The organism is Opitutia bacterium ISCC 52 (genome assembly GCA_014529675.2).
Taxonomy (GTDB): domain Bacteria; phylum Verrucomicrobiota; class Verrucomicrobiia; order Opitutales; family UBA2995; genus UBA2995.
Map to the genome: position 1 here is coordinate 1,115,593 of CP076040.1, position 24,910 is coordinate 1,140,502.

Consider the following 24,910-nt stretch of genomic DNA (forward strand, 5'->3'; position numbering starts at 1 on the left):
CGGGTTTTTCCTCAGAACAACTCATTCTATGAACTTTAGACTCATTCTCCTTTTTTCCTGTCTCGTTTTTGGTTTTATCGGATGTCAGAATAACGACTCCCAAACCGCCTCCCGCCCTAATGTGCTTGTCTTTCTGGTCGATGACATGGGTGTGATGGATACTTCACTGCCGTTTCTTACCGATGAAAATGGGCAGGCGAAAAAGTACCCATTGAACGAATACTACCGGACGCCGAGTATGGAGCGTTTGGCGGCACAGGGGATTCGGTTTAATCAATTTTACGCCATGAGTGTATGTTCGCCGACCCGCAATAGCATCATGACCGGGCAGAACGCCGCGCGGCATCGGGCTACCAATTGGATTCGGCCTGATTCAAACAATGCCGGTCCTCAGGGACCACCCGATTGGAACTGGGATGGACTCAAAATTGGGGATGTCACCTTACCTGGTGTATTGAGCGAGGCAGGTTACCGGAGCATTCACGTGGGCAAGGCGCATTTTGGTCACCGAGAAGCTGAGGGTGCCGAGCCATTAAATGTAGGGTTTGATGTCAACATCGGCGGTGCCTGTATGGGAGCGCCAGGCAGTTACTATGCCGAAGACAACTTCGGCTGGGGAACGAAACGGGAGACACATGCCGTGCCACATCTTGAAGCTTATCACGGAAGCGATACTCACTTGAGTGAAGCCCTAACTATCGAAGCTAAAAAAGCACTCGATGAGGCGGTGGGAGCCGATCAACCCTTCTATTTATATTTTGCCCACTATGCCGTGCATTCCCCCTTTCAGTCGGATCCGCGCTTTGCTGCAAATTATGTGGATTCTGGAAGAGATGAGCGGGCTCAGGTCTTTGCTACTATGATTGAAGGTATGGATAAGTCATTGGGGGATATGATCGACCACTTGGAAACGCTCGGAGTGGCTGAAGATACCTTGATTCTCTTCTTGGGTGATAATGGATCCGATGCTCCTCTTGGGCATCAGCATGAGGTGGCCTGTGCCGCTCCGCTTAGAGGAAAAAAAGGTGCTCATTACGAAGGGGGCATGCGTGTGCCTTTCATTGCAGCCTGGGCCAAGCCTAATCCGGATAATCCGCTGCAGAAGGAGTGGTCGATTCCGGCGGGGGCCATTCAGCCACAAGTTGCCAATGTCACCGACCTATTTCCCACCATTCTCAGTTTAACTGGAGTGGATACTCCTGATGGACACGCAGTAGATGGCAAAGGTCTCGCCAAGTTGATGTCTGGAAGTGCGGACGCATCTCGTGAACAGACATTTCTGATGCATTACCCTCATGCGCCACACCGTAGTGATTACTTTACTGTGTATCGGAATGGAGATTGGAAAGTGATTTACCACTACCTGCCAACAGAGGTGTCAGACGTCTCTCACTATCAGCTCTATAACCTGAAGGATGATCCCTTTGAATCGACCAATGTTGCAGATCAGCATCCTGAGAAATTGAGGGCTCTGATGAAAGGGCTGGTGATGGACTTGATCGCTCAATCGGCACTTTACCCGGTGGATGAGCAGGGGAATGCGATCAAGCCGGCGATACCGTAAATAGAGTAGCACAGGCATCTTGCCTGTGTGTATTTCTAGAACCTAAACTGGAAGAATGACTTGAGGTTCGGATAAGGATGAGAGTGCCGTCGTACGTATTTTCTCATTTGAGGTGCAATCAAACCAACCGGTGCCTAAAGCTTGATCGAGTAAAACACAGGCAAGATGCCTGTGCTACTTTGTGTGCTTCACCCTAACTCGAAAGTCGTAATGCCAAAGATCTTGTTCCAGTCGACCTTGGGTGCCGTTCCATAATACATGCGTGCGCAGCCGAAGACTTCTGTGAGGCCGTGACGCTTGGCAAGGATTATAGCCGAGCTGTTGATTTCCGGGACATCGAGATTGATTTGCATCCCAACGGCTTGACTGCATAGCGCTTGCAAAAGGGCTTCTGCTGCTTCAGCATGATCGGCAAATAGGGGTCCAATCTTACAGCCTTTTCGGCATCTCCGAATCAGGCCGTAGCCTTGGATATGGTCCTCTTCGACGTAAGCAAATGCCGTTGAATCGGGTATGTTTACCTAAGCTCTGGTAAACCTTTCGCGATCAATTCCGAATCGCTTCGAATCATACTCATTGAGGTGATCAAAGGGAATTTCCGAATAGTGAACAACTTGCTCAGCCATGAGGCCTGGTTTGGCAATACCCTGCATTCGCAAATTACGATGAGTGAATTGGAAGCCCCCCTTGGCATACCAGGCCTGCATGTCAAATACGCCATCCATGCCTATGGCCGCTTCGGACTGCAGTCGTGATGCTAATAAATCCCTCCGATGAAACCAGAGTTTGGTGCCGATCCCTTGTCCTCTGAGTTCGGGTTTCACAATGAAGAATCCCATGAACCCATAGTATCCGTTGTACGAAACAATTGATCCGGACGCGATTAGCTCTCCATCCTTTTCTATACCGACAAAGCCATCAGAATCTGTTTCCCAGAATACATCCGCGTCGTGTTGGCCAGGATTCTACCCTTCAGCAGCAGCCCACTCAACTGCGATATCCAATTCGTCGCGAGTGAGTTGCCGGATGTTGAGGGAGTCGAGGTTCATGGGGTAATCAAGTTTGCCTACTTCAAATACCGGTCATTCAGTTTCTTACAGGACCAGAGAAGACCGCGAGTCACGAGGTCGAGGTAACGATCGTCTTGCACGGTTTCGTCATAGTGGCCCAGCGTGGTACTGAATACACGGCTGTCGTGATAGACGTTGGTCCAAACAACAACGGCTTCCGCGTCTTGGGCTGGAATAGTTTCTCCCCGGCGCTTGCGCTCGGGCTGATGTTGGAACCCTTGGGCCAACCCTTTGGCGCCTTTGAATACCTGCACATTATTGTAGAGCTCTTCTGGGCCTGTTGCCCAGTCTTCCATGCCCTTGGTGATGGCGTGTTTCTTGGCGGTGAAATTTACTACGATCGGTTCTTTGGGGCCATGACCACTGGATTGAATGCCCAAGTAGTCAAACCAGAGACTGCCGTCTGTTCCCGCTTCGGTTGGCTCCCTGTGATTGCCAACGCGGTAGCTATGCATGGCACAATGTAAATTAACTCCGGGGATCCCGTTGCGGTGAGGCGCTAGGACGTCCTTAAGGGTGGCGACATCGTTCATGGCTGCGGCACACTCATCATGTATGATGACATCGTAGCCCTTCGCATAATCCGGATTTCCGTAGAAAGGAAATGGAGGGGCGGTGGTGGTATCGTCACTGTGGACTTGATCGACCACCAAATGAGCCCGGGCTTCCAAGCCCTTTTTGAGAATGTTCTTTTGTGTGGCATATGCATGGCAGCAACCACCGGTGATCAAAAGTACCTTCAGAGGTTCGGGGTCTTTTTGTGCATGGCTTCCCAGTGAACTTGCCAGAAAGAAAATGGCGCTGAGCGTCAGGAAATAGAGAAAACGGATGTTGTGTTTCATGTAATCGGGTAGGGTAGTGTACGAGTTATTTGATCGAGGAAGCTGAAATTATTCATCTCTAATCTGCAACGACGATTTTTCCGCTAATTCTTGAAGGGTCATTGAGGGAAGCCCTTCTGACTTAATATTTCCAATGCCTTTATGAAGCAATACTTGGCGGTTCTCATGTTCGCCGGCTTTTTCTTTGTCGAGGTAGTAGAGATCCATGTGCCAAAAGGTTCCTTCCTTGTTGGGGAGGGCACTTCGTAATGCCATCGACGGGCGCATACCGGTCAAATGTTTCATATAAGCGATCACGATGGCGTTGGCCTCTTCTGGCTGGATACTGTCGAACGTGTTGATGGGAAAACTATCCTCATCGCTGCGTTTGCCGAAATTAGAATCTACGGTTCCAGGTCTGGCGGAGGACCAGTTTTTCTCTCCATCATCTCTCAAGAGAAAGAAGACGGTGACGATGAAAAACACAGCCACCGATCCCCAGATCACGACCTTTACTTCCATGGAATGGTTGATCTCTTTTTCTTTGTGTCGGTCGTCGCGTTCTTCGATGACACGTTTTCTTTGGTGAGGGCGTCTCATGGGATATGGCTGGATTAAGGCGCTCTAAAGGGGGCGCACCCAGATGTTTCTAAATTCAACTTTGCTGTCGTGCCCTTTTAAGGTGATGGGTAATTCGGATGGGTGAGTCTTGTAGGGCGCAATTCCCCGGTGAAGGGTAGGTCCCCAGATTTTTTCATGGTTTTGAACCAAAAGGCCATTGTGGTAAACGGTCACATAGGCAGGTGAAACGAGACGCTCACCTTCAAATACAGGGGCCGTAAATGTGATGTCGAAGCTTTGCCATTCTCCAGGTTTGCGACAGGCATTTACCAAAGGGGGTGTTTGCCCATAGATGGATGCGCATTGGCCATCGGCATAAAGCTTTTCCTTATGCATGGGGTGGGAGTCGAATATTTGGATCTCGCAGAACCCCATGAGTCCCACTCCGTTGTTTCCGCGATCGGTAAACTTAATGGATTTTTCGGTAGGCACTTTAAACTCCAGGTGGATCTGTGAATCACCAAACGATTCCTTGCTTACGAGCACGCCTTTCTGTGCGACTAGAATTCCGTGTTTAACCGCCCAGGTTTCAATCGGGTTCCATCTCTCCATTGAGCTGCCATCGAATAATACAACTGCATCGGTCGGTGGAGGCGTAGTGATCGGCAAACTGTCGACGTGTGTCGGTTTGGGGCGTGAGTTGTCATGCACCCGGTAATTTATCCAACTTAGATAGGGGGTGTCTTGGTAGCCTTGGACGCCTTGTTTGTTTTCCACCAATTCTGCTGCCGGTAGGCTCATACAGGACAGAATGGCTAATAACAGAAATTTTGTGCAAAAAGAGGTGTAGTGCATACCCAATAAGCTAAGTTCGAATTTACCAACTTAGTCAATTAATTGGAATGAGTTCAACCAAACGGAGGTCCATGGCAGCCGTTTTCCTGAGACGTGTAATATGAATCTTAAGACTCTGCGGTTCCGTAGATGCAATCTTAATAGTACCAACTCTGTGAGCTTCGAAGTTCTGGAAACTTTTTGTGTCCTTAACTTTGAACCCAATGGATTCTTCGCCAACCCTTACTTCTGCTGAACTGCCATCCTGATCCCGCCCACAGGCTTGATGGATTACGACACGATATTTGCCTGGTTTTGCTACCTGAAATAACCACTCAGGATAATCCTTAGGTTGGGTCCAATAGCCTAGTGTGTTTTTGCTTGGCTGAGGCTCATAGCGAAGTCGTTCTCCCACGGTGATGGCCTGGGATGCATGAAGCGCCACCGTTCCTGTGTCGTCTGGCATTGCAACCATGGCTTTGCCGGCACGCATGGGTTTGCCCTGTGTTTCAATCATGACGGTGCTGCCCGCAAGGTTTCGATTTTTTCCCAGGTCTATTTCCCAATGAGTGGGGTAGGGCTGTATGGCTAAAGCGGTTTCTTGTTCTTCCTGCTTCAGGACGACGCTTTTGATGGGATTATTAAAACGGGCCAGTTTGAGAGTAGGTCCCTGGGGGGACTTGTGAATGGTAATTTCAATTCCTGATTCCAGGAATTTGAGAGAAGTAGCCAGATCATTTGCGTAGGCCTCGCAAGAGAGGGCGACTGATAGAAAACTGAGGATGAGGGAGGTATTTAGACCTTGAGTCATTGTTGGGTATAATAGTCGCATATGTTTGCCCGACAAGCATCGAGCACTGCTTTCTTGCTTATGGAGTTGAATATCCAAAAATCCCTTCTAGTCTCAGAATTCCTATTTTTAGCATGAATACTCTGAAGACAATTACCCTAATCGCTCTTTCATTTGCCGTTTCGTCCTTTTCCGCGTTCGCCGTAACTCCCAAGGACCTTCCTGCCGGATTTACCACGCTGAATATTGGAGATCAGGCACCTGATTTTTCTCTGCCGGGCACAGACGGCCGACAATACACTTTGGCCGACTTTGGCGGATCGGATATTTTGGTCGTTTATTTTACCGGCACCCACTGTCCTACTTCCCACGGGGTGATGGGGCGTATGCTCAAATTTGTCGACGACTACAAAGATGAGAGTTTCAGTTTTGTAGCCATTAACCCCAACCACAATTCGGGCCTGCGACCGGATGAATTTGGGCATACCGACTACGATGAATCTTTCGGGGACTCCAAACGCTATGCCGAGGACTATGGTTGGACCTTTCCCTTTCTTTATGATGGAGAGACTCAAAATGCAGCCAAGGCTTACGGATGTTTGGCCACACCTCATGTTTTAATTTTCGATAAAGATCGGAAGCTGCGTTACAACGGTCGTTTCGATGATTCTCGATTTCCGGATCCGGAAACAGTAAAGCACCCAGACGCCCGTAACGCAATGGAAGCGCTTTTAGCTGGCAAACCAGTGCCTGCCGAAACCACCCGACCGCACGGATGCTCCACAAAATGGAAAGAACGCAATGCGCATGTGGTCGAGGAGGAACAGCAGTGGCAGTCTTTCAAAGTGACCATGGAGGATATCGATGCAGAGGGGATTGCAGCTCTCCGCAAGAATGGCACTGAGAAACTTCGACTTATAAATGTATGGGCCACCTGGTGTGCTCCCTGCGTCGAAGAATTCCCTGATCTGACAGCGATTGCTCGTAAATTCAGTCGCCGTGAATTTGAATTGATTACTATTAGTCTCGATCAACCCAGTATGAAGGGGAGAGCGGAAGCGTTCTTAGGAAAGTATCGTGCAGTGATGAGTGATAAGTTACGCAAATCAGTTGAGGTCGAGGGGCGTATGACCAATAACTACCTCTACGCGGGTTCTAGCGTCGATGACCTCGCTGAGGCTTTGGATCCTGAGTGGCCTGGGCCTATTCCGTATTCGATCCTTGTTAACCAGGAGGGGGAGGTTCTCTACCGCAAGTTGGGGAAGATTGATCCAGAGCGTGTTCGTAGTGTGATCCTTGATACGCTCACCCGTCACTACATTCCTGCTGAAGGCTGAACTTATTCTTAGTTAATAGAAATTTATGTATTCTTACCGCTTCTTTTTGTGCCTATTATTGTTCTGCTTTACTCTCTCGAGTAAGCTGTTGGTTACTGCCGCAGTTCCCAATATCGTTCTCATACTAACGGACGATCAAGGATGGGGAGCGACTTCCGTCCTCATGGATGAGGATGTTCCTGAGTCGAGGAGTGACTACGTCAGGACGCCTCATCTAGAGAAATTAGCAGATCGTGGTGTGATTTTTTCTTCTGCTTACGCTCCACATCCCAATTGTTCACCGACCCGTTATTCGATTCTCACTGGAAAGAGTCCTGCGAAGTTGCAGATGAGCGATATCGTAGATCGACACAGAGGTCATTTTTTTGAAGGCAATCGAGTGATTCCTCCACCGCATGTGAATGATATTGCGGACGAAGAGATCACAATTGCTGAGTGGATCAAACAACACCGTTCGGACTACGCGACGGCTCACTTTGGTAAGTGGCATATTAATGGAGGGGGTCCGGAGCGGCATGGATTTGATGTAAGCACAGGAGCGACTGGTAATAGAGAAGGAGGTAGCGAAGATCCAAATCCTAAACGCATTTTTTCTATAACTGAGCGTGGCAATGAATGGATGGAGGAACAGGTTAAAGCTGATCGTCCATTTTATATGCAATTGTCTCACTATGCGACTCACTTGGCGATTTACTCTTTGGATTCGACCCTAGAGGTGGTTGAGAGTAGGCAGCCCGGCGAGCGTCATGCGCTGGCAGGGCATGCTGCCATGTCTGAGGATTTGGATTCCGGAGTTGGTATGACTATTGACAAGATCAAAGAGCTCGGCATCGAAGATAATACCTACGTTATCTATATTGCAGACAACGGCAGTTATCCACTGAACAATCCGGGTAATACGAATGGTCCATTGCACGGTTGGAAAGCCACAACCTGGGAAGGTGGTATACGTGTTCCATTGATTATTGCGGGCCCTGGTATTAATCACAGCCGAAGTCGAGAACGAGTTATCGGCTGGGATTTATTTCCTACCATCTGCGATTGGCTAGGAATTGATTCTCTGCCAAATGGTATTGAAGGCGGCAGTCTAAATGCTGTCCTCAACGGAGAAGGGAATGCATCTGTTGAGCGAGAATATCCATTTTTGGTTGTTCATTTTCCTCACTACCAGTTAGCAAAGGCAGGGCAGCCATCCACTGCTATGTATCAAGGGAACTACAAGCTACTTAAATTTTGGGAGACCGGCGAGTATCATCTTTATGATCTCGATAAAGACTTGGAGGAGACCAATGACCTAGCCGGAAAGGACACTAATCGTGTGGTACGGATGAGTCGCCAATTGGATAATTATTTGAAGGCGATTGATGCTGGTATCCCAACCGTAAATACGCAATTTGATCCAGGCGAGGATCCGGGGCGAGAATACTTAGGTATTAAAGCCCGCCTTATGAACGAACCCTATTTCTTACTACCCTAAATCAAGAACCTATGAAACTACTCAAACTACACTTGGCGTTTATCGCCTTACTCTGTCTGGCAGGTAATTTGTTTGCCCAAAACCAACCGAACATTCTTTTCATCTTTACTGATGACCACTGCGAACAGGCGCTGAGTGCGTATGACCCGTCTCGCATGTCGACCCCCCATATGGACCGATTGGCCAATGAGGGTATGAAGTTTACACGTTGTTATGTAACCAATGCGATTTGTGGTCCCAGTCGGGCGGTGATTCAAACGGGTCTATACAGTCACTTGAATGGCTTCTTCCGCAATGGGATCACTTTTAACGGTGACCAGCAGACGTTTCCAAAGCTTTTGAAAAAGTCTGGGTATCAAACCGCTGTGGTAGGTAAGTGGCACTTGGGTTCTACGCCGCAGGGCTACGATCACTATGATGTGCTAGTGGGGCAGGGACCATACTACAATCCTCCCATGATTACCCAGGACGCAAATGGTGAGCCCGTTACGAAGCAAAACACTGGCTACACCACCGACGTGATTACGGACAAGACTCTCGAATGGTTGGAGAATGATCGTAAGCGCGACAAGCCATTCATGTTGATGTATCAGCACAAGGCTCCTCACCGTGATTGGAAGCCTGGCCCCAAGTATCTGAACTGGTTGGATGACGTGACCATTCCCGAGCCAGAAACGCTATTTGACGATTACTCCGGTCGCACTCAATCAGCAGCTCGCAACGCGATGGAGATCAAAACCCACATGAACGCTCGTGATTTAAAGCTCGAGCCACGCGGCAACCTCAATGATGAGCAATGGGAAATCTGGAACCGGGCATACAAGGAAAAGAATGAAGCTTACCTGGCTGCATTGCCTAACATGACCGAGAAGCAAATTATCCAATGGAAGTATCAGCGATATGTGAAAGATTACCTGCGCTGTGTGAAGTCAGTGGATGATGGAATTGGCCGTGTGCTCGATTACTTGGACGAAAATGGTTTGGCCGATAACACCGTCGTCATCTACTCATCTGACCAGGGTTGGTATTTGGGAGAGCATGGCTGGTTCGACAAGCGTTGGATGTATGAAGAGTCATTAAAGACTCCGCTCATGGTTCGTTGGCCGGGGGTTGTGAAAGCGGGATCTGTGCGCGATGAGATCGTTTCCAATCTCGATTTTGCTCAAACTTTCCTTTCGTTAGCCAATGTAGACATCCCGAAGAACATGCAGGGTCGTAGCCTCGAAGATTTATTCCGTGGTCGTGAAATCGACAACTGGCGACAGGCATTTTACTATCACTACTACGAAAACCCAGGAGGCCACAACGTCGCTCGCCACTATGGGGTTACCGACGGCCGTTATAAGCTGATACATTTCTACCAGCTGGAGAATGAGGAGATTGATGATTGGGAGCTTTTCGATCTTGAGAAGGATCCTGAAGAAATGAATTCTGTGTATGGGAGTTCTGAATACGCGAAGATCCAGAAACAGAAAATGAATCAACTCACTCGCTTGCGTGAACGTTATCAGGTTCCCGAAGAAGATCCTGCCTTTGAACGTCGCCGTCGCTAATTTATTTTATGAAACCGATTCTTTTTCTTTGGGCACTGCTGTGCCTTTGTACTATCAGTTTAGCTGCCGAGCGCCCCAATGTGCTAATCATCTTTACCGATGATCAAGGGTACTACGATGTGTCCTACTACAACAAGAAGGACATCGAAACTCCGGCAATCGATGCCTTGGCCGATGCTGGAATGCGTTTCGACAACTTCTATGCTAATTGCCCTGTGTGTTCTCCTTCTCGGGCCGCTCTGCTTACAGGTCGGCAACAGGACCTAGTCGGAGTTCAAGGCGTTATTCGCGATCTTGAGCTCAATACCTGGGGTTATTGGGATCCGAACTCAACCTCCATTGCCACGGTGATGAAGCGCAATGGGTATCATACTGCCTTAGTTGGAAAATGGCACCTGGGACTAGAATCACCAAATCTGCCTAGCGATCGCGGGTTTACCCACTTCAAAGGTTTTATCGGGGACATGATGGATGACTATTATCATCATCGTCGTCACGGTCACAACTTCATGCGGTTAAATTACGGTGAGATTGATCCCGAGGGGCATGCCACGGATCTATTTTCCCAATGGGCTGTCGACTATATTGGCGATGCATCTGAGGAGGAAGAACCCTTCTTTCTCTACCTTGCATACAATGCGCCTCACAGTCCTATCCAACCACCGGAAGAGTGGGTGAAGAAGGTGATGAAACGTGAGCCAGGTATTACTGAAAAACGAGCCAAGCTTGTAGCGCTTACCGAACATATGGACTACGGAATCGGACAAGTCATTCAATCGCTCAAGGACAATGATGTATATGAGAATACTTTGATCATTTTCACTAGCGACAATGGAGGCTCCTTGCGCTATGGTTCCGACAACGGACCCTTGCGTGACCAGAAAGGAACTGTCTACGAAGGCGGTCTTCGCGTCCCGGCTGTCGTTGTCTGGGATGGCAAAGTGAAGGCGGGCTCTAAGAATTCGCACACCGCCATGACCATGGATGTCTTTCCCACAATTATGGATGCATGTGGTATTGATTGGGACGGCCCGATTGATGGAGTTAGTTTTGCACCTGTGCTCGAACGAAAGCGCGTTGATGTCTCTGATCGCGCTATGATCTTTTCTCGTCGTGAAGGAGGTGTGACATACAACGGAAAAACCATCGAAGCGATTCGTATAGGCGACTATAAGTTGCTGCACAATTCACCCTACGAATCATTCGAGATGTACAACATTGCTAAGGATCCTTACGAGAAGAACAACCTGCTCGAAGGGAAGACGATCAACGAGTACGCAAAGGTGCCACATTTTACGGAGCTAAGAGCTCGCCTGGCGCTCCATTACCAACTGCGAGGTAGCATTCCCTGGCAGCCTCCGGCAAAGTAGTCTAAGTTCTTACTCTTCATCCTCCTCTTTCTCTTCCTTTCGGCGGCGTTACTACCGCCGCTACTTTACGCCCAGAGTTCGGCGCCCTCGGCGAGGTTGCCCTACCTATGAGTCCGATTTCTAAATAGAAGGGAGGGACGGATCGCCGTTTTGAGGAACGGAGTGACGACACCAAAACCGTCCTAAATAGTTTGATTCCCATCACTGGCAAGATGCCCGTGCTACTTTATCTCACATTCCGCTCTTCAAATTACCAAGTAGGACGCCACCCATTGTTGCGATTCAAACGCCGATCAAAGTCCACTTAGCTGTTTTGTTCCGGGGGCTGGTTCACGCAAGTAGAAGATACCGAGTAGAACGGCTACGGCGACACAGAGCTGGGCGATGGTGAATCCTTTGCCCATGCCGATCTCCTGGACCATCAAGAGCATTCCAAAATTGCCGACCTACCAAAGGACGCCGGTTATCATGACTCGGCTGTAATCTGTCAGGCTTTTACATGTAGGCCATTTACGCCCTAGCACGACGAGTATGCAACTTTCTACGAATATACCAACCGCTAGAGGAAATGCGGTTATCCATTCGTTCACTTCAGGGTTTTTTCGCGCAAGATAGCTGGTCGGAATAAAATAGCTGCCCCATAGAATACCTGTAGCAATAGCGCATGCGAACCCGGCTTTGATGTGTTTCGTTGTGGTGGGCGAGTCCTTGGTTTGCCCGGAGAAAATGATTAGAAGTACACCCCCTATTATCATCACGATTGAGGCCGCCGAAAGCGCAAGATTTAGCGGGCCGGTTTTTAGAAACTCACCAAAAAGAATCATTCCCCAGGCAATGCCTGAAATAATGTTCAAGGGGGCCCAGGTGCCTATCGCCTTGGCCATGCCAATGGTAGATGTGGCTTAAAATGCACACATGCCAGCGATAGCCCAAATGAGTCCGCCCAAAAAGGGGAAGAGGAATAGCTCTATGCTCAGCTTTTCCACTCCAACAATAAAGAGAGCTATGGTCGCAAGGATCAGGTTGCCCAGAGCGACATAGAAACTCCGAGTTTGCGGATTAGGCAATGCGACTTTTTCAGAAGGGGTTAGCCATACTCCCCAAGCAATTACAGTGATGAATGCGTAGAGGAGTCCAAGAGAAGTCATTTTGGCAATGTGGGCTGAGGGACCTCTCTCTTCAAATCAATCTGTGTTACCTTTCTTACTCTGCGATCTCCTTCTCGAACAACTTCCTTTGTCCCACTTGTGTCCGCTCTTTCTGCACAATGGTCGGTGCATCTTCACCCGCCTTGTCCATCTCGCGCAGTAGTTTGTCTCTTAAATGATCACAAACCGGACCATGCGATTGGAAGTCTATGAGATTCTGCAGCTCGTAAGGATCCGTATTCAAGTCATATAGATAGTCTTCCTCGTAGCTGTCTGAGCAGGATTCGGTTTCTCCGTCCTTATCGTGTGCAACCACTCCATATTTCCATCGTTTGGTTCGAATGGCGCGGCCTACCTGTGATTCGCTAATTTGGATAAATGCAGCATTGTCCCAGTCATCGGTGCTTCCACGAAGACGCGGCATTAAAGAGCGACCGACCATCACTTCCGGAGGTTCTATGCCGGAAGCATCCAGTAGGGTCGGAACCAAGTCGATGAGGCTAACCACTTCCTGTCGACGGCCACCCATTTCAAATCCAGGACCCGAAAATGCGGTTGGTACACGAACGGAAGCTTCATGGCCGGAGCGTTTATACTCGTCGTTCCTGGTCTTAAAATGACAGCCATGATCAGAAGTGTAGAGCATGATGGTGTCGTCCGTTAGATCCAAGCTCTTCAGCGCATCTTGGGTACGGCCCAGTGCTTCATCCAATCGCTTGATCATGCCCAAATACCCACCCAGGTGTTGGCCGCTTGTCCCGCCAAGCTGTTGCAGGTCAGGGGGCGTCCATTTACCGGTGTACGGTTCGCGGTAACCATCCGGAGGAGGGTAGTCATCCACGTGATTCTGGTGATGAGGTTCTAGGTAAGATACAAATAGGAAAAAGGGTTTGTCGTTATCTTTGTGGTCGTCGATGTAGCGAATGACGGCGTCCGTTTGTGCGTCCACACGGTAGCCTGGTAGCTTTACCCGTTCGTCATTCTCGTCGAAGAAAATGCAGTCGTAAGCATCGGACACAAATTCGAGAACGTTCGCACCGAGCCAATACTCATAGCCGCCGCGCTCATGTTTAGGGACGGCGCCTTCAGTTGTGCCGAGGTGCCACTTGCCAATGTAGCCGGTCGTATAGCCTGCCTCTTTGTAGTATTGTGGTAGAGTCTTGAGGTCAGGATTGAGGGGAATCCCATTGCGCCAACTGCCGGTCTGCGTGGCGTAAAGCCCGGTTTGCAAGCAAGAGCGTGCGGGACCACACACGGGTTGACAGGTTATGCTGGCATCAATGTGAGTACCATGATCTGCCATGCGATCGAAGTTGGGTGTCAGGTTGAGTGGGTTGCCATGGGCACCCGTTGTATCCCAGCGTTGCTGATCGGTGAAGAAGACGATGACGTTTGGTTGCTTACTCATGTAGGTGTCTCAAAGAGGTAAGTATTTTAGTAAATGTGTAAATGGTGGTTAGTAAGTGCCGAGAGGATGGAGTATCATGTCTGACTTACAATCTTATCAGTCCTTTTTTTATGTTACCGTTACAGGCGAATCAGGTTGTTGTTTGCGAACAGATTCCCCTTCAATCCACGACGATCCAACCAGTGTAGAAAGTGGAAACTGAGGAATGCCTCGTTCGTTATTGTGAATTTGATTGATGACCATATCTACGACTGCTTCGCCGGTTAAGTTGCTGTGCTGATCCATCCCGGCGATGTTCGGCCGTGACTCACGCCATTCCAATTGGGCAACACCGACATCTTCTGGTATACGAACTCCCATGTCTTCCAGCCAGTGGAGAACAGTATTATAGAGAATAAAAAGGATATCGGGATTGTTTTTCTCAAACCAAACCTGGAACGCTTTTTTGTCCTCCTCTAAAGATCCCCAATTCATGAATGGTTCGATGTGTTGATCTTCCGGCAGCGTTTGTTGGCCACTTAGAAAGCCTGAGGTGAAACGTTTCTCTACCAATTGATCTATGACGTCATCCAAGACCAAGGCTGGTCGCTTATATCCGAGACCGATGCCTCGGTTGACAGCGCGACGAGCCAGGTCGTAGTGGTCAACACAACAGAAACTCAAAGTAGGGTTGCGGGTCTGCACACCGGTGATCGCCACTGGGAATTCCTTCCAGACTTTGGTAAATGCTTTTGGCAGTCGATTGGTCGACATGAGGCCGACAATGACGAGTCCCTGAATGTTTCGAGTCTTGAGGATGCGAATGAATCCGTCAGGGGTAAGCTTTGGGTCATGGAGCCAGAAACGATCGAAACTATAGCCCCGTTGCTTGGCTCGGCTCTCGCAGCCCTTTACGTAATTGGGAATCGTCGGGTGAGAGCGGAGCGCGTCCTGGTCCTGGTGTGCGTTGATCAATGCCAGTTTGGCTTGAAATCGAGGGGTTTGACTGGCCCTCAATTGAGCCATCAGGTGGGAAACAACCGCATTCGATTGATAGCCCATTTCTTCCGCTGTCTTTTTTATCTTATTGCGGGTTCTTTCCGGAATCTGCGGGTTATTGCGCAGGGCCAGAGAAATGGTGTTTTTAGAGTAGCCTAACCGTTCGGCGATGGCTTTAAGCGTAACTCGCGCCATGGTTCTGAGTATCAGCTTTAAGACATTACTGTCAAGTAATCTGGAGCTTTAGTCAGAGCCAGCCCAACCCTACTTTTAAAATCAGCAAATTACACTTTATGGCCTACACAATTGGAATCGATTACGGCACCAACTCGGTGCGAAGCATTTTTGTTCGCTGCTCGGACGGAGCAGAATTAGGAACATCTGTATTTAATTACCCGAGTGGTGAGCTTGGCATCCTTCTGGATTCCTCCGATCACAACCTCGCTCGTCAACATCCAGGTGATTACGTTGCCGGTGTAGAGGCCAGTATCATTGAAGCTTTAGCAGAAGCGAAGGAAGCCGATGCGGAATTCTCCGCCGACATGGTGATTGGCCTCGGTGTCGATTCCACTGGGTCTAGCCCAATCCCGGTAGATGAAAACAATCAGGCGCTTGCGGTCCAGGAGCCCTGGAAAGGAAACTTGAATGCGGAATGTTGGCTTTGGAAGGACCACACCAGCGTAAAGGAAGCAGCTACGATCACTGAGCTGGCTCGTGAGCACCGCCCACAATACGTGGCTAAGTGTGGAAATACTTATTCTTCGGAGTGGTTTTGGTCGAAGCTCTGGCATTGCTTGAATGTGGATCCTGATCTTTTTGATGCGGCTTACAGTTGGGTCGAATTGTGTGACTGGATTCCTGCGATTCTTGGTGGAGTAACTGACCCGAAAGCGGTCAAGCGAGGTGTCTGTGCCGCAGGTCACAAAGCCTTCTATGCCGAAGATTGGGGTGGGCTTCCGGACAAGGAATTTTTATCGATGCTCGACCCGAAGTTGGCCGACTTGAAAGACCGTCTTTATGAGAAGGCTCATGATGCCTCTGAGATCGCAGGCCATCTTTGTGATGAGTGGGCTGCTAAGCTCGGGCTTCCAGCTGGTATCCCAATTGCTATGGGTGAGTTTGACGTCCATTACGGTGCCATCGGTGCCGGTGTAGATGAAGGCACCTTGGTAAAGGTGATCGGTACTTCCACTTGTGATTGCGGAGTGGTTCGCGCGGACAAAGAGATCGCGGACGTTCCAGGAATCTGTGGTATCGTAAAAGGTGCAATCCTTCCCGGTTACTTTGGTGTCGAAGCTGGTCAATCAGCCGTTGGCGACATCTTCGCCTGGTATGTAGAACGTGTTTTAAAAGGCGGGGGTGAAACGCATGCTCGCCTGACCGAGGAAGCGTCTGAGTTGAAGCCAGGTGAAAGTGGTCTCTTGGCTCTCGATTGGAATAATGGGAACCGCACCATTCTGGTTGATCCACTTTTGTCGGGTCTCCTTCTCGGGCAAACCCTACACACCTCCCAGGCTGAAATTTATCGTGCCTTGATTGAGGCGACTGCATTCGGTGCTCGTGCCATTCTTGAGCGCCTCGACGAATACGGCGTGCCCGTTAATCGAGTGGTTTGTGCCGGTGGTATTGCCGAAAAGAATCCCATGCTGATGCAGATCTACGCCGACATAACCGGGCGCGAAATGCTCATCTCAAGTTCCTCGCAGACGTGTGCCCTTGGATCCGCTGTGGGTGCTGCCGTAGTCGCAGGTTCTGAAAAGGGTGGGTATGATGATTTCCAATCTGCTCAAGCTGCGATGACGAGCCTGAAGGATGAATCTTATAAACCCAACCCTGAGGCCCAGGCAGTATACAATGATTTATTCGCCGAGTATAAAAAACTCCATGACGCATTCGGTGGAGTGGGGGGCTCTAACTTAGGTGGAGTCATGAAGCGTCTTCTCGAAATCAAGGATGCGGCTAGGAAGGGGTAGTTGTTAACTCGATACGTGTATGAACTTATTCGATTTTAGTCACCAGAAGATATGGTTTGTAACCGGAAGTCAGCACCTGTACGGCCCTGAAGCTTTGAAGCAGGTAGGAATGAACTCCCAAGAGGTGGCTGAAACGCTGAATGCAGCACCGTCTATTCCCGTTGCTATCACTTACAAAACGATCGGGGAGACACCGGCGGAGATTCGCGGAATCATAAATGATGCCAATCACGATGCGAACTGCATTGGCCTTATCTTTTGGTGCCACACCTTTTCTCCAGCCAAGATGTGGATCCTGGGGTTAAAGAATCTCAACAAACCTTTTCTCCATCTTCATACTCAGTTCAATCGAGATCTCCCCTGGGGTGAAATCGACATGGATTACATGAACCTCCATCAGGCAGCCCATGGAGATCGGGAGTTTGGTTTTATCAATGCCCGCATGCGCAATCGTCGCAAAGTGGTTGTTGGGCATTGGCAGGATTCAATCGTTCAGGAAGAGATCGGTGTATGGTCGCGTGCTGCTCGTGGATGGGCTGATTGGCAGGGAGCTCGCTTTGCCCGTTTCGGCGACAATATGCGTTATGTGTCTGTAACCGACGGTGATAAAGTTTCGGCGGAAGCGCGCTTTGGCTATGAAGTCAATGGATACGGTGTGGGTGATTTAGTTGAACATGTGAATGCCGCTTCCGATGCGGACATCGATGCCCTTTGTGCTGTCTATGATGATCAGTACCAAGTGGTGGAATCTCTCTGCAAAGGTGGCGACCGCCACGATTCGTTGCGTGAAGGTGCTCGTATCGAAGTAGGACTGCGGTCCTTTCTCGAGGCAGGAGATTTCAAAGGATTTACCACCACCTTCGAGGATTTGCACGGTTTACGTCAGCTTCCAGGGCTGGCTGTGCAACGGCTTATGGCCGATGGCTATGGATTCGGTGCTGAAGGAGATTGGAAGGCTTGTGCATTGCTTCGTTTGATGAAGGTGATGGGGTATGGTCAGAAAGGTGGTACTTCTTTTATGGAGGATTACACCTACCATTTGGATCCTGCTGGAAACAAGGTACTCGGCTCGCATATGCTTGAGATCTGCGAAACGATTGCGGATGGCACACCTTCCTTGGAAATCCATCCGCTTGGTATTGGTGGTAAGGAGGATCCCGTTCGTTTAGTCTTCAATACACCTGCAGGTCCTGCAGTGAATGCGACCATCGTGGATCTTGGAAACCGTTTTCGTCTGGTAGCGAATGAGGTGGATGTTGTTGCTCCTGACGAAGACCTTCCAAAGCTTCCGGTTGCTCGAACAGTTTGGGAGCCCAAACCGAATTTCAAAACTTCAGCCACTGCTTGGATTCTTGCAGGTGGATCTCATCATCCGATCTTCAGCCAAGCCCTGGGTTCAGAAGAACTTGAAGACCTTGCCGAAATGGCAGGTATAGAGTACCTATTGATTGATGGAGATTCTTCAATTCGTGGAATCAAAAAAGAACTTCGGACGAACGAAGTGTATTACCATAGCGCGGAGGGAATTAATCACGCTGGTTAGGCGGATATCTTTTATAACTTGATAGTATAATGTAGGAGCAAATTTATTCGCGACTCGGAACTCCAAGGGCAATTGGGTCGCGAATAAATTTGCTCCTACAGAAAAGTCTCTGAATGTAGATAGAAATTATGAGCGATAACTTTTTAGCCCTTCGCGAGGAATGTTGTGAAGCAAACAAGCAACTTCCGAAACTCGGAATCGTAGACCTCACTTTTGGTAACGTAAGTGTCGGTGATCCAGAACAAGGTGCTGTGGCGATTAAGCCCAGTGGTGTTCCTTATGACTCTCTGACTCCGGATGATATTTGTGTAATGGATTTCAATGCGCAGCCAGATGAGGACTTCGAGATGGATCTTGATGAGGCTAAGCTCTATGGATCTATGAGACCTAGCTCAGATACACCGACCCACTTACGATTGTTTCAAGCCTTTCCTCACGTACGTGCCGTCGTGCACACGCACTCCAGGAATGCGACAGCATTTTCGCAAGCGGGACGTGGTATCCCATGCATGGGTACGACACATGCCGATTATTTCTATGGTGAAGTTCCAGTTACTCGGCGCATGACGCCTGAAGAAATCAGCCGTCACTATGAGTGGGAGACAGGCAATTTGATCGTGGAGACTTTTGAGGATTTAAACCCTGAGCAGATCAATGCGGTGTTATTGAATGGGCATGCCCCTTTTGTTTGGGGAACCTCAGGCGCCAAGGCCGTGGAAACGGCTTATGCATTGGAGATCATTGCAGAAATGACCTGGAAGAACCTAATTCTGGACCCCCATTCGAATTCACTTCTTCAAGCGCAGCTCGATAAACACTACTTGCGCAAGCATGGTGAAGGTGCATACTACGGGCAAAAATAAATTTCAGGGCTAGAACTCATTAACCATTCTTCAAGAAAAGCTGACCATTTCGGTCGGCTTTTTTTGTGTAGATTGGTAGATGTATTCATTGGACGATTACAGAGGCCTAACTGATCGATTGTGAGTTTATTGATTCCTTATCCAAGAAAATGGATTTGTGGGATCGTTGCGCAACTCGACCAGTAAAGGGGCTTCCAAGCCACCTTGAGTGAGTTGGATGCGTCCTATTCTATTTCCAGCATTGGGGAATGGAAGATCAGCTATCCACTTATGGCCGTCGCCATGAATGAATAGAATGGGTTTCGTAAAATCGGTGCTCGTTGTTTGGTCCAGGTATTCAATGAGCGGACGGAAGGCCTGTTTCTTATAGACAAATTCATTATTGAGCCGTGACCCTGGGTTGGCATGAGCGAAAATCACCGCGGCGAAGGCCTCATCTGAGTGCTCCTTGAATTGGATCTCCAACCAACGGCGGTCGTCTTCAATTCTGGATTCCCATTCCTCCCAGTCGTGGACTTTTCCATTCACCAGATTTATGCCGAGGAACAGAACGCCATCTCGGATAAATGCGAAATTCTCGTCTCGTTCGGGTTGATGTGCCGCGTCCAAGTCATGAGTCCAGTTTTCCTCGAAACGCATGAAGTTGGATTCCCAGAGCTTCCATGCTTCTGTAGGATTCGTACAGTCATTCCATTCATTGTCGCCAGGAATGATGAAGACAGGGTGGGTGCTGGTTTTTAAAATCTCGGCCACGGACTCATAAACCTCAGGTTCACAAGGTGGTGCCCCTTTTTTAATGTCCCCCACATGGGCAACAAATTCGATAGCCGTGTTCTCATTTAAGCGGCTGATTTGCTCTCGTAGGATTACCTTTTCACCCTCTATCTCTTCTGGGGTAAGTCCGTAAGGCACGTCTCCCATTACCGCGAAGGTGAAGAGGGGAGGCGTTGTGGGTCTACTGGGTTGGAGGCTATCAGTTTGATTGCTGCAACTGGACGAGAGTAGTAGAACAGTTGGGAGGATGAACCAGTGGATAATTTTGCTACTCATATATTCTTTTTCTAAGGCATAGGAGCATTCATCTATTTTATCCAAGTCTCCAGCTTGTTTTGTAGTTCTTCGCGAATTTCAGCTTCTTTCAAGCAGCGTTGGATACAGGTCGACATGGACGATGGACCGGAGCAAACGCTGGCAGCTTCCTTTGAGATTGATTTATTGGTGATTGCGACAACAATTCACGGTGGCCGTTCTCAAACCCCGAGCGGCGACTTCACCTCTATCACAAAATACCCCATGAATCGTCGAAAATTTATCAAACAACTAGGACTTGGCCTTGGTGGCCTCGGCTTCTGGAGTTCCTTTCTTCCTCATCACCTCGCGGCCAAGCTTCCCAAGAATATTAAGATCATTGATCTGAAGGCTTGGGCGGTCGGTATCGAGGCCAACCAGGTGTTCGTGAAGATCTACACCAATGAAGGTGTGACCGGCTTGGGCGAGGCTTCGGTGCATCGTAAAACGGGCACAACCTTGGCTGCTTGTTTGGAGTTGAAAGATGTCTTGATGGGGCACGATCCGACACGGATCGAATTTCTCTGGCAGGGTATGTTTCGTTGGCCACGCTGGCGGGGCGGTCCCGTGCTGAACACGGCTATTAGTGCGGTGGAGATCGCTCTCTGGGATATTCTGGGTAAACTGCTCGATGTTCCGATTTACAATTTGCTTGGTGGAGCGGCGCGGGATAAAATCCGCCTCTATATTCATGGTCATACTCGAGAAGACGTTCAGTTTGCTAAGTAGAAAGGATACTCAGCAATCAAGACTGGCCCCCCGCTGAATATGGTGAATGATCGCTTGCAGTTCCTGTGGGATTTGACGGCTGCAGTCGATAAATTTGCCGAATTGCGCGATGAGGCCGGTCCCCATTTTGATATTGCGACGGATGCCCATACCAAACTGACGCCCATTCAATCCCTGCAATATGCAAAGGGCATTGAAGAGTTTCGTCCACTTTGGCTAGAAGAACCGATCAATATTGAGTTTAATGATTCCCTTCAATGGTTGTCAGAACGGACGACCGTTCCGCTTGCAACGGTGGAACGTCATTTTACTAAGTTCGACTTTGAAGATCTCATCAGTCGTCATCTGGTATCGTATGTTCAGCCTGATGTGATTCAGGCCGGTGGTATTTCGGAAACACGAAAAATCTGTGCCATGGCCGAAGCCCAAGGCATCCAGGCAGCCTGTCACAACCCATCGAGTTTACCTTGCACCTTGGCATCATTGCACGTCGACGCGTGCACACCCAATTGTGTGATCCAGGAGTCAAAATGGAAATTCGTCGAAGGCCGAACGGGTTGGGAAGATGACATCTTTATGGGCACCAAGCTGAAGTTTAAAGATGGATACGCGATGTTGCCGGACAAGCCGGGTTTGGGCTGTGACTTGGATGAAAAGATCGCGGAAGAGCATCCGTTCGAGCTGGTCAACCCGCAGACGGTTCTGTCCGCGACTATTGATCTGAGCGCTTTGATCGGATGTGTGCAAAGATGTGGTGAAGTTAGGATGATAATGGATCCGTGAAGAATATGCTGTAGTCGTTGGTTTTCGATTGCCCACAGCCTGAAGCCTACATGCCGAGTGTTCCTTCTTCCTGGCTTGGTCACGCACCGACGTGCGCTCCCGCGCCAATCATTCGTTAAGCTCGACATCTAGATCTTCTCAAGCTGCTCAGATGATACGTCGGAGCTCGTAGGGTGCGTTTGTAGGAGCTGCTTTAGCTGCGGTATGTTACTCATATACCTGTCGATCGGCAGCAAGCTACCTCCTACGTCTATCTATTGGTCAGGGATAATCGAAGGCGATTGAACGCTTGAACTAGGAGGAGGTCGGGGCATAGCCTTTATAAATGCTTAGTGCTTCCAAGATTATCGATGCGATTAAAGCCCAGGGGGTGACCCATGTGGTTGGATTGGCGGATAACTTGTGCCGGGTGTTGTTTGAGGGGTTACAGGATGAGGAATCGCTTGAGATCGTGCATGTGAGCCGGGAAGGCGAGGCCTTCGCAATTGCTTCTGGATTGTACTTGGGGGGAAAGAAACCTCTGATACTTATTCAGAATACGGGCTTCCTGGAGTCGGGGGATGCGTTTCGCGGAACGAGTTGGATTATGGAAATTCCTCAAGTCATGCTGATTGCCTATCGAGGATTTAAGACGCTGGATCCGGATTCGGAGAGAAGGGACACGGTTGCAGAATTTACGGAGCCGACACTCAAGGCTTGGAATATCCCTTATAAAACAATGGTGGGCGATGAAGATATGCCCATGATTGAGCGCGCATTTAAAATTGCTGAAGTTACCTCTAGACCCGCTGCGGTATTGATTGCGGAAACGACAAGCTGACTATGTTGAATAAATATACCTGTTTGGAAAAGCTGGCGGCCCTTCGGAAAGACGAAGTGGTGGTTACCTGTATGGGATCGGCAAAGCCTTGGGAGAAGTTATCTGATACCGCACTCGATTTTGCTTCGGTGGATAGTGCGATGGGGCATGCCGCAGATTTTGCACTTGGACTGGCCATTGCCCAGCCGGAGCGACGGATCATCACTATCAATGGGGATGGGAGTATGTTGATGTGTCTGGGAACGTTCGTAACGCTGGCTCAGCGTCCCTGTGAAAACTATTCCATGATCATCATTGAAAACGGTACTTACGAAGTGACTGGCAATCAGACCCTGCCGGGCGCAGGCAAGATGGACTTTGAAGCGATCGCCCGGGGATCAGGTATCGAAAATGTGGTTACAGTTGAAACTGAAGAGGCCTTTGAAGACTGTCTGCCTCGGGTGTTTACTGAAACAGGTCCAGCGGTATTTATTTGGAAAGTGGAACGCGGTCAGGAAGGTGTGCCTAAGTTTGAAATGAGCATAGCCAATCGAGCAGCACGCTTGAAGAAGGCGTTGGAGAAGTGATTCTGTGGATGATAAACTAGAGTAGCACAGGCTTCCAGCCTGTGTTTTTTCGAAAACGCACGATTTTGGATTAAAGGTGATCCGTTCTGGTTACTTGACCCCAAGGAAACTTACACAGGCTGGGAAGCCTGTGCTACTCTACAACCGTCGGCAATCCCACCTCACGGCTTTCGCTTTCCCTCGCTGGTTTAAACCGTTCTGTTGGGTGGGCTGTCCTCACCTGCTCCAGCCAGAACACACCATCGTAGGGATAGCTGTTTCCGCGCGTGGATACAAAATCGATGTCTCCGTCTTTATCGAGGTCCATGGGGATGAACTTATCGAACATGCCGCGAATACGGCGTGAGATGTCGTGCCTGATCCATTGCCCTTTTGGATCACTCGGATGTTCAAACCACGCCAGTCTTCCTATGTTATCATCAGCGGTTTTGTCAGTACCGTCGTGATCCCTGGGAGAGCCACTATAAGTACCAGTCAGTACGTCGGGTTTTCCATCATCATTGATGTCGGCAATAACGATTCCAATCAACATGTCGGGATAGGTGGTTCCTATGGGATATGCTTTCCAGGGATCTGAGAAATTTTCTGGTTGTTCAATCCATGCAAACTTCCGTTTCGCAGGACTGTGATAGACCACGATATCCAGGCGACCATCCTTGTTGAAATCGTGAAAGTCCACATTCACTCCGGTAATTGGGTAGGGTTCATCTCCCTCAAAGGCGTTGATCTCATGTTCCTTGAATGAAATGGGCGTTGTCCCAAGGTTCTCAAACCAGAAGATCCGTTCTTCCCACCGGGATGCCCCAAAAATGTCCAGGTCACCATCTCCATCGAGATCTACTGGTCGCGAATTTTCCGGTACCAGTACCCGGCTGAGCTCATGCTCCTCCCAAGAATCACCATCGAGGAAATCCCCTTTTATCTCAAACCATGAAATAGGCCACTTCTTGTCCCTGCTGGCATTCTGGGTGCCTTTGTTAGGCGCTACGATTTCGTATTTCCCGTCCTGATTGAAATCGGCAAAAAACGCGCGAATAAAGGATCCTCGGTTTTCAGTGATTTTTGGGATCACGCGTTCCCACTTTCCGGAACGAATATTCTTACCTGGGTTTTGGAAATAGATGAGGTGTTCAATTTCACACGCAGCGATGATGTCGGGCCAACCGTCTCCATTGACGTCTGCAATATCAACGTCTTCCGCTGCGCCCGCTTCCGGTCCCTCGGCCAATGTTGCCAATTCCCACTCATTGGGATCGCTGCTTCCGAAAGCTAATCGAATGTGCCCCTTGGCAATCCCATCGTATTCGATGTCTGATTCGTGAACAGAAACGATGTCCGGAAAACCATCCTGATCTAGGTCTCCCATTGTCAGACCATCGCTTCCACTTAGCTTTACGCCATGGATATCGGCCGTGTCGATCAGATGTTCTTTCCAAGAGATGAACTGACCATCGTCGGCTTTAGCTTCAGATAGGCGGGAAGCAACAGGTGGATTGTCATCGGCGGAATTTAAGGAATCACGACATGAAGAGAAGATGAGAGCTGTGAATCCCAGGGATAGGATGTGAATGCTTCGTTTTTGTATGATCATCGGATTCCGTATAACGGCAGAGCGAGGACGCTCTTGCCCTACCAAATTAAGAGAGAGATGGTA

General features: G+C 49.2%; 23 protein-coding genes and 1 pseudogene. 12 read left to right on the plus strand and 12 right to left on the minus strand.

All coding sequences use genetic code 11. The features are described from left to right. Window positions 1–28 precede the first annotated feature (28 nt). Window positions 29–1,564, plus strand: coding sequence for a sulfatase (locus GA003_04805; protein QXD29299.1), 1,536 nt, complete (start codon window positions 29–31; stop codon window positions 1,562–1,564). Between the two features lie 188 nt (window positions 1,565–1,752). Here the strand turns inward: GA003_04805 and GA003_04810 are convergent. From GA003_04810 to GA003_04830, 5 genes and pseudogenes are all read right to left on the minus strand, one after another. Next, window positions 1,753–2,613: pseudogene (locus tag GA003_04810) on the minus strand (GNAT family N-acetyltransferase). A 17-nt stretch (window positions 2,614–2,630) separates the two neighbouring features. Beyond that, window positions 2,631–3,476, minus strand: coding sequence for a ThuA domain-containing protein (locus GA003_04815; GenBank protein ID QXD29300.1), 846 nt, complete (start codon window positions 3,474–3,476; stop codon window positions 2,631–2,633). A gap of 48 nt (window positions 3,477–3,524) precedes the next feature. Next, a complete protein-coding gene (locus tag GA003_04820; protein QXD29301.1) occupies window positions 3,525–4,055 on the minus strand; it encodes a hypothetical protein in 531 nt (176 codons plus the stop codon). 24 nt (window positions 4,056–4,079) lie between these two features. Beyond that, a complete protein-coding gene (locus GA003_04825) occupies window positions 4,080–4,817 on the minus strand; it encodes a DUF1080 domain-containing protein (protein ID QXD29302.1) in 738 nt (245 codons plus the stop codon). A gap of 88 nt (window positions 4,818–4,905) precedes the next feature. Then, window positions 4,906–5,661: a hypothetical protein gene (locus GA003_04830; GenBank protein QXD29303.1), complete on the minus strand. Its 756-nt coding sequence runs from the start codon at window positions 5,659–5,661 to the stop codon at window positions 4,906–4,908. A 113-nt stretch (window positions 5,662–5,774) separates the two neighbouring features. On the opposite strand from GA003_04830, the gene GA003_04835 reads away from it, so the two are divergent. Genes GA003_04835 through GA003_04850 form a run of 4 tightly spaced genes read left to right on the plus strand, consistent with a single transcriptional unit; the run spans window position 5,775 to window position 11,377 of the window. Next, window positions 5,775–6,977 carry a redoxin domain-containing protein gene (locus tag GA003_04835; GenBank protein ID QXD29304.1) on the plus strand — a complete coding sequence of 401 codons (1,203 nt, stop codon included), beginning with the start codon at window positions 5,775–5,777 and terminating at the stop codon, window positions 6,975–6,977. 25 nt (window positions 6,978–7,002) lie between these two features. Further along, entirely contained in the window at window positions 7,003–8,454 is a 1,452-nt protein-coding gene (locus GA003_04840) for a sulfatase (GenBank protein QXD29305.1), read from the plus strand. 11 nt (window positions 8,455–8,465) lie between these two features. Next, on the plus strand, window positions 8,466–10,007 hold the full coding sequence (locus tag GA003_04845; protein QXD29306.1) for a sulfatase: 1,542 nt from the start codon (window positions 8,466–8,468) through the stop codon (window positions 10,005–10,007). A gap of 8 nt (window positions 10,008–10,015) precedes the next feature. Next, window positions 10,016–11,377 (plus strand): sulfatase-like hydrolase/transferase, encoded by a 1,362-nt coding sequence (locus tag GA003_04850; protein ID QXD29307.1) that lies wholly within the window; start codon window positions 10,016–10,018, stop codon window positions 11,375–11,377. A 293-nt stretch (window positions 11,378–11,670) separates the two neighbouring features. Here the strand turns inward: GA003_04850 and GA003_04855 are convergent, their stop codons facing one another. From GA003_04855 to GA003_04875, 5 genes are all read right to left on the minus strand, one after another. After that, on the minus strand, window positions 11,671–11,799 hold the full coding sequence (locus GA003_04855; protein ID QXD29308.1) for a hypothetical protein: 129 nt from the start codon (window positions 11,797–11,799) through the stop codon (window positions 11,671–11,673). A gap of 24 nt (window positions 11,800–11,823) precedes the next feature. Then, window positions 11,824–12,261, minus strand: coding sequence for a hypothetical protein (locus tag GA003_04860; protein QXD29309.1), 438 nt, complete (start codon window positions 12,259–12,261; stop codon window positions 11,824–11,826). An 18-nt stretch (window positions 12,262–12,279) separates the two neighbouring features. After that, window positions 12,280–12,525, minus strand: a complete 246-nt coding sequence (locus GA003_04865; protein QXD29310.1) for a hypothetical protein — start codon at window positions 12,523–12,525, stop codon at window positions 12,280–12,282. Window positions 12,526–12,580: 55 nt separating this feature from the next. Beyond that, the gene (locus GA003_04870; GenBank protein QXD29311.1) at window positions 12,581–13,933 is read right to left on the minus strand and encodes a sulfatase-like hydrolase/transferase; all 1,353 of its coding nucleotides are present in this window, start codon (window positions 13,931–13,933) and stop codon (window positions 12,581–12,583) included. A 108-nt stretch (window positions 13,934–14,041) separates the two neighbouring features. Continuing rightward, complete coding sequence (locus GA003_04875) at window positions 14,042–15,106, minus strand: LacI family transcriptional regulator (protein QXD29312.1); 1,065 nt, start codon at window positions 15,104–15,106, stop codon at window positions 14,042–14,044. Between the two features lie 98 nt (window positions 15,107–15,204). Between GA003_04875 and GA003_04880 the strand changes: the two genes are divergently transcribed. The 3 genes from GA003_04880 (at window position 15,205) to araD (ending at window position 19,290) form a co-directional block, all read left to right on the plus strand. Beyond that, complete coding sequence (locus GA003_04880) at window positions 15,205–16,884, plus strand: ribulokinase (GenBank protein ID QXD29313.1); 1,680 nt, start codon at window positions 15,205–15,207, stop codon at window positions 16,882–16,884. Between the two features lie 19 nt (window positions 16,885–16,903). Continuing rightward, window positions 16,904–18,427 (plus strand): L-arabinose isomerase, encoded by a 1,524-nt coding sequence (gene araA / locus GA003_04885; GenBank protein QXD29314.1) that lies wholly within the window; start codon window positions 16,904–16,906, stop codon window positions 18,425–18,427. 128 nt (window positions 18,428–18,555) lie between these two features. Further along, the gene (gene araD, locus GA003_04890) at window positions 18,556–19,290 is read left to right on the plus strand and encodes an L-ribulose-5-phosphate 4-epimerase AraD (GenBank protein ID QXD29315.1); all 735 of its coding nucleotides are present in this window, start codon (window positions 18,556–18,558) and stop codon (window positions 19,288–19,290) included. Between the two features lie 126 nt (window positions 19,291–19,416). On the opposite strand, the gene GA003_04895 is transcribed toward araD, so the two are convergent. Further along, window positions 19,417–20,340 (minus strand): hypothetical protein, encoded by a 924-nt coding sequence (locus GA003_04895; GenBank protein QXD29316.1) that lies wholly within the window; start codon window positions 20,338–20,340, stop codon window positions 19,417–19,419. A gap of 114 nt (window positions 20,341–20,454) precedes the next feature. Here GA003_04895 and GA003_04900 point away from each other — a divergent pair, with 114 nt between their 5' ends. The 4 genes from GA003_04900 to GA003_04915 all read left to right on the plus strand — a co-directional run bounded on the left by GA003_04900 (window position 20,455) and on the right by GA003_04915 (window position 23,256). Further along, window positions 20,455–21,087, plus strand: a complete 633-nt coding sequence (locus GA003_04900) for a hypothetical protein (GenBank protein ID QXD29317.1) — start codon at window positions 20,455–20,457, stop codon at window positions 21,085–21,087. A gap of 39 nt (window positions 21,088–21,126) precedes the next feature. Next, a complete protein-coding gene (locus GA003_04905; protein ID QXD29318.1) occupies window positions 21,127–21,870 on the plus strand; it encodes a hypothetical protein in 744 nt (247 codons plus the stop codon). A gap of 325 nt (window positions 21,871–22,195) precedes the next feature. After that, a complete protein-coding gene (locus GA003_04910) occupies window positions 22,196–22,690 on the plus strand; it encodes a hypothetical protein (protein QXD29319.1) in 495 nt (164 codons plus the stop codon). A gap of 2 nt (window positions 22,691–22,692) precedes the next feature. After that, complete coding sequence (locus tag GA003_04915; protein ID QXD29320.1) at window positions 22,693–23,256, plus strand: sulfopyruvate decarboxylase subunit beta; 564 nt, start codon at window positions 22,693–22,695, stop codon at window positions 23,254–23,256. 133 nt (window positions 23,257–23,389) lie between these two features. On the opposite strand, the gene GA003_04920 is transcribed toward GA003_04915, so the two are convergent. Further along, window positions 23,390–24,847, minus strand: a complete 1,458-nt coding sequence (locus GA003_04920) for a VCBS repeat-containing protein (GenBank protein QXD29321.1) — start codon at window positions 24,845–24,847, stop codon at window positions 23,390–23,392. Between the last annotated feature and the right edge of the window lie 63 nt (window positions 24,848–24,910).